General features: G+C 42.1%; 15 protein-coding genes. 13 read left to right on the top strand and 2 right to left on the bottom strand.

Annotated elements, in window-relative coordinates:
• Nucleotides 1-39 precede the first annotated feature (39 nt).
• Genes V6M43_RS14315 through V6M43_RS14270 form a run of 10 tightly spaced genes read left to right on the top strand, consistent with a single transcriptional unit; the run spans nt 40 to nt 9,082 of the window.
• The gene (locus V6M43_RS14315; protein WP_332736391.1) at nt 40-1,134 is read left to right on the top strand and encodes a glycoside hydrolase family 26 protein; all 1,095 of its coding nucleotides are present in this window, start codon (nt 40-42) and stop codon (nt 1,132-1,134) included.
• A gap of 5 nt (nt 1,135-1,139) precedes the next feature.
• Nucleotides 1,140-1,877, top strand: coding sequence for an EcsC family protein (locus V6M43_RS14310; RefSeq protein WP_332736390.1), 738 nt, complete (start codon nt 1,140-1,142; stop codon nt 1,875-1,877).
• Nucleotides 1,828-3,480, top strand: a complete 1,653-nt coding sequence (locus tag V6M43_RS14305) for an ArnT family glycosyltransferase (RefSeq protein WP_332736389.1) — start codon at nt 1,828-1,830, stop codon at nt 3,478-3,480. The genes V6M43_RS14310 and V6M43_RS14305 overlap by 50 nt, the downstream gene beginning before the upstream one ends.
• A gap of 54 nt (nt 3,481-3,534) precedes the next feature.
• The gene (locus V6M43_RS14300) at nt 3,535-4,317 is read left to right on the top strand and encodes a glycosyltransferase family 2 protein (protein WP_332736388.1); all 783 of its coding nucleotides are present in this window, start codon (nt 3,535-3,537) and stop codon (nt 4,315-4,317) included.
• 42 nt (nt 4,318-4,359) lie between these two features.
• Nucleotides 4,360-5,418: a bifunctional diaminohydroxyphosphoribosylaminopyrimidine deaminase/5-amino-6-(5-phosphoribosylamino)uracil reductase RibD gene (ribD, locus tag V6M43_RS14295; protein ID WP_332736386.1), complete on the top strand. Its 1,059-nt coding sequence runs from the start codon at nt 4,360-4,362 to the stop codon at nt 5,416-5,418.
• Nucleotides 5,403-6,266: an EamA family transporter gene (locus V6M43_RS14290; RefSeq protein ID WP_332736384.1), complete on the top strand. Its 864-nt coding sequence runs from the start codon at nt 5,403-5,405 to the stop codon at nt 6,264-6,266. Before ribD ends, V6M43_RS14290 begins: the two co-directional genes overlap by 16 nt.
• 1 nt (nt 6,267) lies before the next feature.
• Nucleotides 6,268-6,873 carry an IMPACT family protein gene (locus V6M43_RS14285; protein ID WP_332736382.1) on the top strand — a complete coding sequence of 202 codons (606 nt, stop codon included), beginning with the start codon at nt 6,268-6,270 and terminating at the stop codon, nt 6,871-6,873.
• A gap of 42 nt (nt 6,874-6,915) precedes the next feature.
• A complete protein-coding gene (locus tag V6M43_RS14280; protein ID WP_332736380.1) occupies nt 6,916-7,857 on the top strand; it encodes a hypothetical protein in 942 nt (313 codons plus the stop codon).
• Nucleotides 7,858-7,862: 5 nt separating this feature from the next.
• Nucleotides 7,863-8,414, top strand: coding sequence for an RNA polymerase sigma factor (locus V6M43_RS14275; protein WP_332736378.1), 552 nt, complete (start codon nt 7,863-7,865; stop codon nt 8,412-8,414).
• Nucleotides 8,411-9,082 carry a hypothetical protein gene (locus V6M43_RS14270; protein WP_332736376.1) on the top strand — a complete coding sequence of 224 codons (672 nt, stop codon included), beginning with the start codon at nt 8,411-8,413 and terminating at the stop codon, nt 9,080-9,082. Before V6M43_RS14275 ends, V6M43_RS14270 begins: the two co-directional genes overlap by 4 nt.
• Here V6M43_RS14270 and V6M43_RS14265 read toward each other — a convergent pair.
• Both V6M43_RS14265 and V6M43_RS14260 read right to left on the bottom strand, forming a co-directional pair.
• A complete protein-coding gene (locus V6M43_RS14265) occupies nt 9,060-9,965 on the bottom strand; it encodes a 3-hydroxyacyl-CoA dehydrogenase family protein (protein WP_332736374.1) in 906 nt (301 codons plus the stop codon). The two genes, V6M43_RS14270 and V6M43_RS14265, sit on opposite strands and share 23 nt — an antisense overlap.
• 28 nt (nt 9,966-9,993) lie before the next feature.
• A complete protein-coding gene (locus V6M43_RS14260; protein WP_332736372.1) occupies nt 9,994-10,635 on the bottom strand; it encodes a carboxypeptidase-like regulatory domain-containing protein in 642 nt (213 codons plus the stop codon).
• Nucleotides 10,636-10,730: 95 nt separating this feature from the next.
• Between V6M43_RS14260 and V6M43_RS14255 the strand changes: the two genes are divergently transcribed.
• The 3 genes from V6M43_RS14255 to V6M43_RS14245 all read left to right on the top strand — a co-directional run bounded on the left by V6M43_RS14255 (nt 10,731) and on the right by V6M43_RS14245 (nt 13,565).
• Nucleotides 10,731-11,825, top strand: coding sequence for an Mrp/NBP35 family ATP-binding protein (locus V6M43_RS14255; protein ID WP_332736370.1), 1,095 nt, complete (start codon nt 10,731-10,733; stop codon nt 11,823-11,825).
• A 103-nt stretch (nt 11,826-11,928) separates the two neighbouring features.
• A complete protein-coding gene (locus V6M43_RS14250; RefSeq protein WP_332736368.1) occupies nt 11,929-12,768 on the top strand; it encodes a glycerophosphodiester phosphodiesterase in 840 nt (279 codons plus the stop codon).
• A gap of 11 nt (nt 12,769-12,779) precedes the next feature.
• Nucleotides 12,780-13,565, top strand: coding sequence for an SDR family oxidoreductase (locus V6M43_RS14245; protein ID WP_332736366.1), 786 nt, complete (start codon nt 12,780-12,782; stop codon nt 13,563-13,565).
• Nucleotides 13,566-13,588 lie beyond the last annotated feature (23 nt).

Below are 13,588 nucleotides of genomic sequence, written 5' to 3'. Positions count from 1 at the left end.
ACCTGCATTATGAAATATTGCCCGGCACTATTGCTGATCATGATTATAATTTCTCTCACAGCATCCGCACAAAAGAGAATCTCCCTGATAGATCCTCTTGCTACCAAAGAAACCAGGGCCCTTGCAGGAAACTTATTAAGGCTCTCAAAGAATTCTATACTCTTCGGTCACCAGCATGCCACTGAATACGGACATGGGTGGCAGGGGGATGCTGACAGATCAGATGTGAAGACTGTAACAGGATCACACCCGGCTGTTATTGGCGTTGATATAAGTGGTTTGTCAGGAAGACCCAAAGATGAAATCGAGAAAAACAAAGCCGACCTGGTTAAGAATATAACTGATACATATAACCGGGGTGGATTGAGTACAATATCCTGGCATTTCTCGAACCCGGCATCAGGTGGTGGATTTTATTGGAAGGATTCTGTTTCCCTGCCTGCTGTGCCATTGATAATACCCGGTGGTTCGCATCACCATCAGTATAAGGATATTCTGGCTACAATAGCAGATATGGCAAAATCACTTAAAGGGAAGGATGGTAGCCTGGCACCGGTAATTTTCAGACCCTATCATGAATTCGACGGTGATTGGTTCTGGTGGGGAAGTAAGCATTGCACAAAAGAGGATTTCATAACATTATGGCAATTCACAGTAAGTTATTTGAGAGATACGCTTGGCGTACACAATTTCATTTATGCATTTTCTCCCGATAATAAATTCAACACCGAATCGGAATTTCTGGAAAGATACCCTGGTGACCAATGGGTGGACCTGGTAGGTATGGACAACTATGGTGATTTCGGTAGGGATGGAAAATATGATCTGCTTTCAGGCATTAAAAAACTCAGAATCGTTTCGGAATATGCACAAAAAGCAGGCAAACTCGCTGCATTCACAGAAACTGGTCTCGAATCTATTCCAAACCCAAAATGGTTCACCGATGTACTATTGAGAACAGTTATAACCAATGGCTTGAAACTTGCATACGTGCTGGTATGGCGAAATGATGCAACCAGTGCCACGCACTATTATGCCCCATTTCCAGGCCATCCCAGTGAGGCTGATTTTAAATTATTTTATGATCATCCCTTCACCCTTTTTGAGAAAGATCTGAAGGCATTATATAAATAAAAAGCATGGATGTATACCAGCAACAAATAATCGCTGAATTAACCGCCTGGCAGCACAAAATGCTAAAGCGCCCTTCATTCCTTAATAGCATCTCCAAAAGGATGCAAAAGCGTATCAATGCCATTATCCCCGAAAAAGTTCACCAGGCAATTACAGCTACCATCAAACAAATGATCCGCGGAGTGCTGTTTGGTTCAAAGCATACAACCAGCAATCCCGAACCTTTTGATTCACTCATGTCAAAGGAAATGGCTGTAATGCAAAAAATTGAATTCTACCGGAATACCGCAGCCATAGAAGGAGGGGTTACCGGGGCCGGAGGCCTTTTGCTTGGATTGGCGGATTTCCCAATTCTTCTTACCATCAAGATCAAATTGCTATTTGAGATCGCGGCCCTTTACGGGTTTGATATCAACGATTACAAGGAAAGGGTTTACCTTCTTCATATTTTTGAACTTGCCTTTTCAAGCCATGAACATCGGCGTAATGTATACCTGAAAATGGAAGACTGGGAAGAAAAAAAGAAACACCTCCCCGACGATATTCACCAGTTCGATTGGAGAAATTTCCAACAGGAATATCGCGACTACCTTGATCTTGCAAAGATGGCCCAGCTGATTCCTATCATTGGTGCGCCGGTGGGACTTATCGTCAACTATCGCCTACTCAAAAAACTTGGAATAACCGCGATGAATGCATACCGAATGCGTATATTTTCGGTTAATGATCGCTTCCAATCATAAAATTCTTTTTTTTTCAGCATGGCTTCTGCTGGGTTTTTGGCAATCAATCAATACTGAACTGCTTGATGATGAAGCATTGTATTGGGTTTATAGCAGGTATCCCGATTGGGGATATTTTGAACATCCTCCAATGGTTTCATGGCTCTCCAGAGCAGGATATGCCATCATGCCCCATGAAACTGGCCTCAGATTATTCTTCCTCCTGCTGAATACAGTTTCGCTGATTCTCCTGCAGACTCTTACAAACAGGAAGGATCCGCTTTTATTTTATGGGATTATCGCTGGTATCTCTCTCTTCCAGCTTTCGGGTCATCTTGCAGTACCCGATAGTCCGTTTATTTTTTCGGCTATTTGTTTTTTGATATTTTTTCAGAGATACCTCAATAAGAGTGATGTAGTAAATGGACTTTTTCTTGCACTGGCAATTGCTTTTGCATTTTATTCCAAATACCATGCAATGCTGTTAGTGGGTGTATGCTTCTTTGCAAATCCATTTTTGTTTCTTCGATTACATACATGGGTTGTTATAACTTTGACCTTGTTATTAATGATGCCTCATTTTTTATGGTTATATGAAAATGATTTTGGCGGTATAATGCATCATTTACAGGAGAGGCACAGGGATGCCTGGAGGCCCTCTTTCACCCTTCAATTTCTGCAATCCCAATTTATTTCAACAGGTCCCGTTACAGGCTGGTTGCTATTGTTCGCTGCTTTTAAACTCAGAACCGAAAAGGATTTCGACAGAACCCTAAAGTGGCTGATGGCAGGTGTTTTTTTAATATTCCTTACAATAAGTTTTTTTGTTCGCGTGGAATCAAACTGGACAGTCCTTGCTTTTATACCAATGATCCTGCTGAGCCATCAATATCTGCAAAACCATATTGTTCTGCGACGATTCCTATTCCTTGCACTGCCATTTTCTTTGCTATTCATTTTTATTCACAGGGTTTCGATGACCTCAGTCAATGGCTGGGTGAACAACCTTAGCCGAAATGAATTACATGACAATAATATCTTTGCTTCCAAAATTAATGAAGCAGCAGCCGGTAAGCCTGTTGTTTTCATTGATTCATACCAGCAGGCCTCCAAATACTGGTTTTACTCCGGCAGAAATTCATTCTCCCTGAATACCATCAATCATTACAGAAATAGTTATAATCTATGGCCTGGTGAAGCCAGTATTATATGTAAAACCGTTTGTGTTGTTGATAGCCAGGATAATAGAAAAGCAATTCTTCAGGTAATTGCAAACTACTATTCGTTTTCCGGAATATATTTCACCGTTAAGAATATTCGGAGAATAGGCAATTCCGTTGAAATACAATGTTCGATTAACATTAATAAATCACTTCTTCCTTTTATTGGACAGCAACCATATATGCATTTGCCTGTTTATCTGGCATCATACGATCATAAGGGGAAATTATCATCAATTACTCCCACAAATACAAAAATTGGGCAGCTAATTACCGGGCATGGTCAACTGACGATACACTCTGACCAACCACTATCCTTATCCGCAGGTAAGTTTCGACTTGCCATTGAAACTGCAGTTCAGAATACATATACCTGCAACAGTTCCTTTTTCACGAGCAGGTAAAAACGAACTCCCTTCTATAGTTTATAATTCATGGTATATTTCGTATATTTAAGTATGCCAGTTTTCTCGATTGTGGTCATCTGCAAAAACGAGGAGCATGTAATTGAAATGCTTCTGAAAAGCGTTTCAGCCCTTTCAGATGATTTGGTGGTTTATGATACTGGCAGCACAGATAATACGCCTCAACTAGCTTTGAAGTACAACGCTAATCTTTATTCCGGCCCCTGGGAAGGTTATGGAAAAACAAGGGTGACGGCAGCCCTAAAAGCAAAACATGACTGGATACTTATTCTGGATGCCGATGAAGCGCTTGACAGCGAAGCCAGATTTGCTTTAAACAATTTAGACCTTACAGATAATTCAAAAGTTTATCAATTTCGTTTCCGGAGTTTCTTGGGAGATAGACCTATTCACTATGGAGAGTGGGGAAACGAGAAACATATTAAGCTGTTCAATCGAACTATGATCAATTGCGATATGGCAGTTGTTCATGAAAGACTTATTCTTTCTTCGAGAATGAAAGTCCATACTGTTCCTGGTCATGTTCTTCATTATTCAATCCATGATATTCAGGATTATTGTGATAAAATGCAACGGTATGCATGGTTATGGGCCGAGAAGAATGCTTTTAACAAAAGCAGGTACCCGGCTTTCAAAATGTTTTTCTCACCCACATATACCTTCCTGTATAATTATATTTTGAGATTGGGAATAATAGACGGTCGTGAAGGTTTTATCTGTGCAAGTATGACCGCCTATTATACTTTCCTTAAGTACACAAGGCTTATGGAGATCCAACGAACACTGGCCGCTCTTCCTCATCCATCTCTTGGCTAATCATTTTCTATATCTCCTTGTACTATATTTGTTTGATTCTATATGAACATTCATGAAAAATACATGCATCGTTGCCTGCAGTTGGCTGAACTGGGTTTAGGTAATGTAGCTCCTAATCCCATGGTTGGGGCTGTGCTTGTATTTGACGACAGGATAATTGGTGAAGGATTTCATCGCCAGTATGGAAGGGAGCATGCAGAGGTAAATTGCCTTGCATCCGTTAAGGAGGAAGACCGCTACCTCATCCCTGAAAGCACCATGTATGTTTCCCTTGAACCTTGTGCCCATTATGGTAAAACTCCACCTTGTGCAGATCTGTTGATCGCGAACAAAATTCCTAAAGTGGTAATTGGAATAATTGATCCTTTCGAAAAAGTTAGTGGAAAGGGTGTTGCGCGATTAAAAAATGCAGGAGTTGAGGTGATAACAGGCGTTTTGGAAGAGGCTTGTTATTCAATAAACAGACGCTTCTTTATATTCCACCGTTATCAGCGTCCATTCATCATTCTAAAATGGGCCCAATCAGCAAATAATTGTATTGCCGGGGCAGGAAAACATCCTATGCAGATCAGTAATGAATTTTCAGGACGCAGGGTTCATCGGTGGCGGAGTGAAGAATCTGCCATCATGGTCGGAACAAATACAGCACTTATTGATGACCCGTCTCTGACAACCCGTTTGTGGAATGGTAGCAACCCTGTAAGGATTTTATTGGATATGCACCTCAAAGTACCTGATAGCAGTGCTATCTTTTCGGCTGATAATTGGAAACCAGGTGATATTCCTCGTACTATAATTTTTAATGAAAAGAAGGAGGAGACAAAAGATCATCTCCTTTACATAAGATTAGAGAATAATGATCACCTGATTTCCCAGCTCAATAAACACCTGTATACGCTCGGCATTCAGTCAGTACTGGTTGAAGGAGGAACGCTTTTGATTCAGTCATTTCTTGATGCCGGTACCTGGGATGAAGCAAGAATCATAACCAACAAATCACTTGTTATCGAAAATGGATACCCCGCTCCATCTTTAAATGTTGGCCAGCTTAAAACAAGTGAAACTTACTTAACAGATATTCACTCATGCTATTCCTCATAGGTAGCATAATTCTTAGCTCCTGGCTTATCCTCTCCTTTAAACTGGTGGAAAGGTTTGGTATCAATACATTTCAGTCAATTGTATTTAATTATATCACCTGCGTTATAACCGGCTCAATAGTAAATGGAGATACGCCATTCAAACAATCTTTAATACATGAAAATTGGTTTCCCTGGGCGATCCTGATGGGGAGCATGTTTATTTCACTTTTTAACCTTATCGGATATACTGCCCAGCGTTCTGGTATTTCAGTTGCCTCCGTTGCTTACAAATTATCGCTGGTTATTCCTTTTGTCTTATCCATTTTCCTTTACCAGGAAAAAGTCACTTTTCTTCGGATTTTGGGCCTTGTACTCTGTATCCCCGCTATTTATCTCGTCAACCGGCGAAATCAAAATACAAAGGCTGGCTTTGGGTTAGCTTTGCTTCCAATAATACTATTTATTGGTAGCGGTTTATTGGATAGCCTAATAAAATACACAGAACAGCGATTTCTTGACGGTAATAATAACGATGAATTTCTGATAACAGCTTTTGGCGCTGCTGCTGCTATTGGCTTTTTTATCCTTCTCTGGCAGCTGATTGCCGGGAAACCATACCTTAGCTGGAAAGCGGTATTGGCAGGAATAGCGATTGGTATCCCAAATTATTTTTCTATATGGTGCCTGGTGAATGTGTTGAAAAAATTTGAAGGGAATAGTTCGGCCATAATACCGGTTAACAATATGGCTATTGTTGCATTTTCCACAGTAGTAGCAGCCTTGTTATTCAAAGAAAAACTAAGCAGGAGTAACTGGCTGGGCATTATTGTTTCATTGGGCGCCATCGCCTTAATTGCTTTTGGATAACATGGATACTAAAACATATTATACTACGATAGATTCAAATGGTACCGCTGAATTCCGCGACAGGGGTTCCAAATTCATTGGTTATGCCTTCCCGGTAAATTCAGTTGATCAATTCAAGAAAACATTGGAGGTTATCAAAAAGGAACACCCTAAAGCCACCCATCACTGTTTTGCTTACCGGATTGGTATTGATGGTAACAGTTTCCGGGTTAATGATGATGGTGAGCCTTCTGGTACAGCGGGCAAGCCTATTCTTGGACAGATCGATAGCAAAGAATTAACCAATGTTGGGGTTGTGGTAGTCCGCTATTTTGGAGGATCATTATTAGGCGTTCCTGGTTTGATCAACGCTTATAAAACCACTGCAACAGTAGTATTGCAGACGATCCCCTTCGTGCAAAAGCCCATTGAAGTGAAATACAGGCTCCAGTTTGATTATACTACCATGAATGATGTAATGACAATCATCAAACAGTATAATTGCACCATCCTGTCCCAGGAAATTCAATTGTTCAGTCTTTTTACCATCGGCATACCTATCAGCCGTCTCGATGAGGTGCTCTATCGTTTAAAAGATCTTCATACAGTGGAAACCACCAAATGCTAATGCCATGAGCTGCATTTAATTTAATTGTTAATTGTTAAAGAAATGCAAAAGCTCCTTAACTTACCCAACGGTTTTGTGCCATGGGAGGGTATTGTTTATATGAGTGATTTACTCTTTACAACAATAAACATTATCATGAAAAAGCAACTATTATTCCTTTGCAGTCTGGCATTTCTTTTTTTGATCTCCTGCACTGCCGCCAAAGTTTCTGTACCGGACAACCTCCGGGCTGCCGCAACACCAATGAAAGTTTCGGGCCTCAATGGCTGGATGATTAACCAGCAGTTGTCTTTTGGTAATTATACCACCAGTTCGGTGAAGCGTGGATGGGATTTTTCTTCAGCCCTCCAGCACAGCCGTATCAGTTTCAAACTGGAAGACCAGATCGTAAAAGTTTTCAATATCGGGACCGATAACAGGTCAGTTAATGAAAGGAATAAGTTCCAGTATACTATTCGCGAAGGCGCAAATAGCGCTGCAGTTTTTGCAATGGAAAAATTCAACGAGAAACAATTGGTGTACAAAACAGGCTTACCAATTCTGGGGGATGTAACCCGCACTAAAAATGTGCAATACGCTTTTTCTGCAGCCATAGTTTTACTTGCCGATAACCAACCTGAACCCTGGCAGCTTGTAATGGTTCACCGCTACGATGCCGCACGTGATACAGCACGCGGAATTTTTGACCAGCCCTATGTAGAGGAGGATGGTTATGCCAGTAATGGCGATATGACCATACAAATAAGGCCATTAAGAATTCGAAATTATACCAATCCAAAAGGGAAGGATGTGAAAGTTGTGGGAGGACCATTGTTTGCAGGTTACGAACTGCTTATTGACAATGGTGTGATAGGTGTTGTGGATCTCCTTGACAACCAGGTATGGATGGTGAATGATATGGACCCGGCCTACAAAATGGTGACAGCAGCCGTATCTTCAGCGCTGATGTTAAAAAGAAAGCAGGACATCAACCAGGAGCAATAATTTACTTGAGCGATCAACTGACCATAGAAACAATAATTGACGGCTGTATAGCAAACAACCGCAAGGCACAGGAGTTGCTATACCGCCAGAACTATGCCTTTGCCATGGTTATTGCCCAACGCTATTCACGCGATGAAGCTGATGCCGCAGATATTCTCAGTCATGCTTTCGTGAAAGTTTTCAGAAGTATTAAAACTTTTGATCCTTCAAAGGGTAGCTTTAAAACCTGGTTGAAAAGGATAGTAATTAATGAGGGACTTGATCATATTAAATCAAGAAAAAAATTCGGCGATGAAATAGAACTTGAAATGGAAACAGTAGCTGCTCCCAATATCAACAATGCAGCTATCGAGCAACTGGATGCCAAAGAGCTGATGACGATGATCCAGCAATTACCTCCCGCAACACACGCAGTTTTTGTTCTGTATGCCGTTGATGGTTATAACCACCGGGAGATCGCAGAGAAACTCTCCATCAGCGAAGGCACCAGTAAATGGCACCTGAGCGAAGCCCGGAAATTTCTGCAGCAAAAGATCCTTCACGAAAATTTTAAATGAGCCAGGCCACACCATATGAACAATTAATAGCCGCAAAGCTGGAACAACTTCCACCATTACCCGAAATGGCGGATGCGATATGGCTTCGTATCGAAAAGGAACTCGACGATTCACCGTCTTCCGATGATGATGATTTTGGGGGCGATCCTGAACCAGGTCCGGTTTCACCCACTGTACCTGATCTTTCCTGGGTGGGATGGTCCTTTCTGTTAGTTGTGGGTTCTGTAATTCTGATTCTGATGTCCAGAAACAAGATTCTATCTCCCACATCGATGCCAGTTAATGTACCAGTTAAAAATTATGAAGAAGTTGATATTGGCAATTCAACCGTGAATAGAAATGCCATTCCATTCCTTACTGATAGCAGTCCAGGTATAACAAATAGGAGAGGATCAGTAGATTCCGGCCCTTTAATAATACAGGATCCGCTTTTGCAACCAGATTCTTCCCAGCTCATTAATGTGGATAGCATAGCCGGTTCTCCCGGCTCCCCAATACCCGATGCGGGTAGAGAAGCAGGCACGCTTATTCCTTTACCTGATACCATAAAAAATAACGCATTGAATAATTCTGCCCGCGATTCAACGCGTAGCAGAAAAAAACCAACAGGAATTATTGTGGATTCGGGTGCATACAGAATCGTTCCTAAAAAAGATTCTGGTTCTTAAAGCGATCGCTTACTACAAGCTCTTTGGAACCCGGCGTGTAAGAGTAAAATCCTTCACCGGTTTTTATACCAAATTTCTTTGCTGTGACCATATTGGTAAGCAGGGGGCAGGGTGCATATTTGGGATTCCCAAAACCGTCCTGTAACACCTTGAGGATACTATGGCAAACATCCAGACCAATAAAGTCTGCCAGTTGAAGCGGCCCCATCGGATGGGCCATACCTAATTTCATAACCGTATCAATTTCTTCAACACCAGCTACTCCTTCATATAAACTGTAAATAGCTTCATTTATCATTGGCATCAGGATCCTGTTAGCAATGAAACCTGGATAATCATTAACAACACAGGGTATTTTATCCAGTTGTCTGGAGAGGGCAACAATTGAATCCGTAACACCAGCATCTGTAGCATATCCATTGATGATCTCTACAAGCTTCATTAGGGGAACCGGATTCATAAAATGCATACCTATCACTTTCTCCGGTCGGCTGGTAGCACTTGCTATTCGGGTTATTGATATAGAGGATGTATTGCTTGCAAGGATTGCCTCTTTCGGAGCTAACTCATCAAGCTCCTTAAATATCTTAAGCTTAAGTTCCGTGTTTTCTGTTGCCGCTTCCACAACAAGCGCAACATCATGTAAGCCTTCCTTTAGCGTATTATATGTATGCAGCCTGCCATATGCGCTGTTTTTTTCATCTGCAGAAAGCGTCCCCTTGGTAACCTGGCGTTCCATATTCTTACTGATGGTCTGTAACGCTTTGGCCAACTGATCCTGGTTAACATCTACCAGGTTCACCTCAAATCCTTTTTGGGCAAATACATGTGCAATACCATTCCCCATAGTACCTGCACCAATCACAGCAATCTTATGAAACATAATTATTTTTTAAGGAACAAAACTAGCGCTACTTCTTGCTTTTAAAATCACCTCGTTTCCAGGCCCTGATAAACTCTGCCCAGGCGACCGGATTCATGAGGTTGATAGGAGGTGTTTGACCCGCATAAGAATATCGTTGGGCCTGCTTCCGTAATGTGTAGTTGGCAGCCTCCCTGCCATCAGCAGGAAGAATATTCATCAAAGCCCTGCGGGTTTGTTCATCCGTATTACGACGCGCAATTTCAAGATCATCATCCGGGATCTGCGTATTCACAAAATCACGTTCGAATTGTTCGCGGGTTGGTCTCGGTCTTATAATAGTTGCAGGAAGATACTGTGTATCTGTGACCATTAACTGCACAACACTGTATTGATTTCCTTCTATATCACGAGGCACCTCAACCAGTTTTGGTTTATAACCTATGCTGGTAAATTCTACTTTGTCACCCTTCATCACCACTATAGAAAATACACCCTGATCGTTTGTTATAGTTCCTCTTCTTCCCCCCTTAATAGTGATACTAACGGAGGGAATTGCCTGCAGGCTGTCGGCAGTCATTACAACTCCATATAATTGCACAACAGAATCCTTGATCTGTTCAAATTGCGCATTTGCCTTACTACAGATAACAAAAAAACTTATTATGAAAAGAGGTATAATTCGCTTCATCGCTTCAAATATATAGACTCTTGCAAACCTGACTCAACATTTTACGGCTTGCATTGGTTAATTTTGCACTAAAATTACCCTACAAAAGTCCAATAATGACGCAAGATCAAATATTACAGGCACTTAGAAATGTTCAGGAGCCCGATCTGGGTAGCGATATTGTTACATTGAACATGGTTAAAGACCTTTCTGTAAATGGCGATGATGTGAGCTTCACCATAGTTCTCACCACGCCCGCCTGCCCTATGAAAGACCTGATGAAAAATGCATCCATAAATGCAATCCGCCTTTTGGTAAACAAGGAGGCCAATGTTACCGTGAACTTTACCGCCAACACAAGTTCTGTAAGGAAAGACACCGGCGCGATACTTCCTAAAGTCAAAAATATCATTGCAGTTGTGAGTGGAAAAGGTGGAGTGGGGAAAAGCACCGTTTCTGCCAACCTTGCCCTTGCCTTATCACAGGGCGGAGCAAAAGTTGGATTGATGGATGCAGATATTTATGGACCATCCGTTCCCATCATGTTTGGCGTTCGCGGTGAAAGACCAAAGATGATGGATAATGGTGATAAAGGTCTGATCGTTCCCCTCGAACGCTATGGCATAAAACTAATGAGCATAGGCCTGCTGGTGGATGAAAAAAATGCTGTTGTGTGGCGCGGACCAATGGCCAGCAGCGCCATCAGGCAGTTTGTGACTGATGTGTTCTGGGATGAGCTCGATTATCTGGTGATCGATATGCCGCCGGGTACGGGTGATATTCACCTTACTCTTATGCAAACCGTTCCTGTAACAGGGGTGGTGGTGGTCACTACTCCTCAGGATGTAGCGCTCGCTGATGCTAAAAAAGGTATAGCCATGTTTGGACAGGCACAGATCAAAGTGCCTATCATAGGCATCGTTGAAAACATGAGTTACTTTACACCTGCAGAACTGCCCGAAAACAAGTATTATATCTTCGGAAAGGAAGGAGGCAAAAGACTCGCAGAAGAATATGATATTCCTTTCCTGGGCCAGATCCCATTGGTTCAAAGCATTCGCGAAGGTGGTGATAAAGGCGTTCCCATCATGATGACAGATGATGCTGTTTCAAAAGCAGCATTTGAAGAATTTGCAGGGCTGGCAGCCAGGAGTATTGCTATGCGAAATGCAAATTTTGCAGCTACCAGGGTTGTTGAAGTAGTAGCATAGCAACAATATTACCTTGCTCCAACAATGCTGAACTATGTACGTAAACCTCTTGTTTTTACTTTTCATTACAATCCTTTCAGGTTGTAGCGCAACTAAAACGAATATGCCAAAAACACCTTTACCTTCTTTTGATATGGAAGGCCACAGAGGTGCAAGAGGACTGATGCCGGAAAATACAATTCCGGCTATGATGAAGGCCCTGGAGCTGGGAGTGACAACCCTTGAAATGGATGTTGTTATTACCGCAGATCGTAAGGTGATATTGTCGCATGAACCTTTTTTTAATCATGATATCAGCACCCACCCGGGTGTTGTTCCAATAACAGCGGAAAATGAAAAGCAATACAACATCTTCAAAATGTCTTATGAGGAAACAAGGATGATTGATGTTGGTTCAAAACAACACCCACGGTTCCCACGCCAGAAGAATCTTCCTGCTACCAAACCATTACTATCAGAGGTGATCGATAGTGCCGAAGCGCATGCTAAACAAAATGGACGCTCCCTTCCTTTCTATAATATCGAGACAAAATCACAGCCATCATCAGACGGTATTTTTCATCCTTCTCCCACAGAATTTGTTGACCTTTTAATGGCAGTGATTATGGAGAAGGAAATTAGTGATCGGGTTATTATCCAATCCTTTGATTTCAGGACCTTAAAGGAAGTTCACAACCGCTATAAAGGAATTCGAACAGCAGCTCTTGTAGAAGGAACCGATAATAAATCCCCTGACCAGCAACTGGCTGAATTAGGATTTGTGCCAGATATTTATAGCCCGTATTTCCTGCTGGTAACACCATCGCTGATTAGTTTTTGTCACGATAAGGGGATGAAGATTATTCCCTGGACAGTTAATGATAAGGAGACTATCCAAGCACTGAAAACAATGGGGGTGGATGGAATCATAACCGATTATCCCGATCTTTTCACTAACGAGTAAATCAATCCCATATGGATCTTTCACTAAAAGGTAAGACAGCGCTGGTATGTGGTAGTACCCAGGGCATTGGTTTGGCTTCGGCTATTGAACTCGCTGCGCTTGGAGCTAATTGCATATTGCTTGCTCGTAATGAAGAAAAACTCCGGGAAATTGTTTCTCAACTACCATCTTCAGAAAACCAGCAACATTCCTATGCTGTTGCTGATTTTGCTGACCCTGCTTCCATCCGAAATGCAATCCAAAAAATCGTTTCCGAAAAGCACATAACCATACTGGTTAATAATACTGGCGGACCAGCAGCCGGACCAATCATAAATGCGGAACCTGATGCGTTTATTGTTGCCTTTACACAACATCTTGTCGCCAACCAGATATTGGTGCAGGCTGTTGTACCTGCAATGAAGCTGGAAGGCTATGGACGTATCATTAATATAATTTCTACTTCGGTTAAGATTCCGCTTAATAACCTCGGCGTATCTAATACCACACGTGGGGCAGTGGCTTCCTGGGCCAAAACGCTGGCCAATGAACTGGGCGGTTTCGGTATTACAGTAAACAATGTATTACCTGGATTTACCCGCACAGCCCGGCTTGAAAGCCTTGCAAACACGCTCGCTGCCGATAAAGGAATTTCAGTAGAGGAGCAATCAGCTGCCATGGCTGCAGAAGTGCCGGCAAAACGCTTCGGATCTGCCAGTGAGATCGCTGCTGTTGTTGCTTTCCTCGCATCACCCGCCGCAGCTTATGTGAATGGAACCAGCATACCGGTAGATGGCGGAAGAACAGGAACTATTTAAGCATTAAACCTAAAATCAACCTC

This window comes from Flavihumibacter sp. (genome assembly GCF_036676075.1).
Classification (GTDB): Bacteria; Bacteroidota; Bacteroidia; order Chitinophagales; family Chitinophagaceae; genus Flavihumibacter.
Note: the sequence above shows the minus strand (reverse complement) of the source record. Positions and strands in the feature narration are given on the sequence as shown.

Coding starts and splice junctions, on each gene's coding strand:
- V6M43_RS14315 (WP_332736391.1), top strand. CDS start 40: ATGATTATAATTTCTCTCACAGCATCCGCACAAAAGAGAATCTCCCTG.
- V6M43_RS14310 (WP_332736390.1), top strand. CDS start 1,140: ATGGATGTATACCAGCAACAAATAATCGCTGAATTAACCGCCTGGCAG.
- V6M43_RS14305 (WP_332736389.1), top strand. CDS start 1,828: ATGCATACCGAATGCGTATATTTTCGGTTAATGATCGCTTCCAATCAT.
- V6M43_RS14300 (WP_332736388.1), top strand. CDS start 3,535: ATGCCAGTTTTCTCGATTGTGGTCATCTGCAAAAACGAGGAGCATGTA.
- ribD (WP_332736386.1), top strand. CDS start 4,360: ATGAACATTCATGAAAAATACATGCATCGTTGCCTGCAGTTGGCTGAA.
- V6M43_RS14290 (WP_332736384.1), top strand. CDS start 5,403: ATGCTATTCCTCATAGGTAGCATAATTCTTAGCTCCTGGCTTATCCTC.
- V6M43_RS14285 (WP_332736382.1), top strand. CDS start 6,268: ATGGATACTAAAACATATTATACTACGATAGATTCAAATGGTACCGCT.
- V6M43_RS14280 (WP_332736380.1), top strand. CDS start 6,916: ATGCAAAAGCTCCTTAACTTACCCAACGGTTTTGTGCCATGGGAGGGT.
- V6M43_RS14270 (WP_332736376.1), top strand. CDS start 8,411: ATGAGCCAGGCCACACCATATGAACAATTAATAGCCGCAAAGCTGGAA.
- V6M43_RS14265 (WP_332736374.1), bottom strand. CDS start 9,965: ATGTTTCATAAGATTGCTGTGATTGGTGCAGGTACTATGGGGAATGGT.
- V6M43_RS14260 (WP_332736372.1), bottom strand. CDS start 10,635: ATGAAGCGAATTATACCTCTTTTCATAATAAGTTTTTTTGTTATCTGT.
- V6M43_RS14255 (WP_332736370.1), top strand. CDS start 10,731: ATGACGCAAGATCAAATATTACAGGCACTTAGAAATGTTCAGGAGCCC.
- V6M43_RS14250 (WP_332736368.1), top strand. CDS start 11,929: ATGCCAAAAACACCTTTACCTTCTTTTGATATGGAAGGCCACAGAGGT.
- V6M43_RS14245 (WP_332736366.1), top strand. CDS start 12,780: ATGGATCTTTCACTAAAAGGTAAGACAGCGCTGGTATGTGGTAGTACC.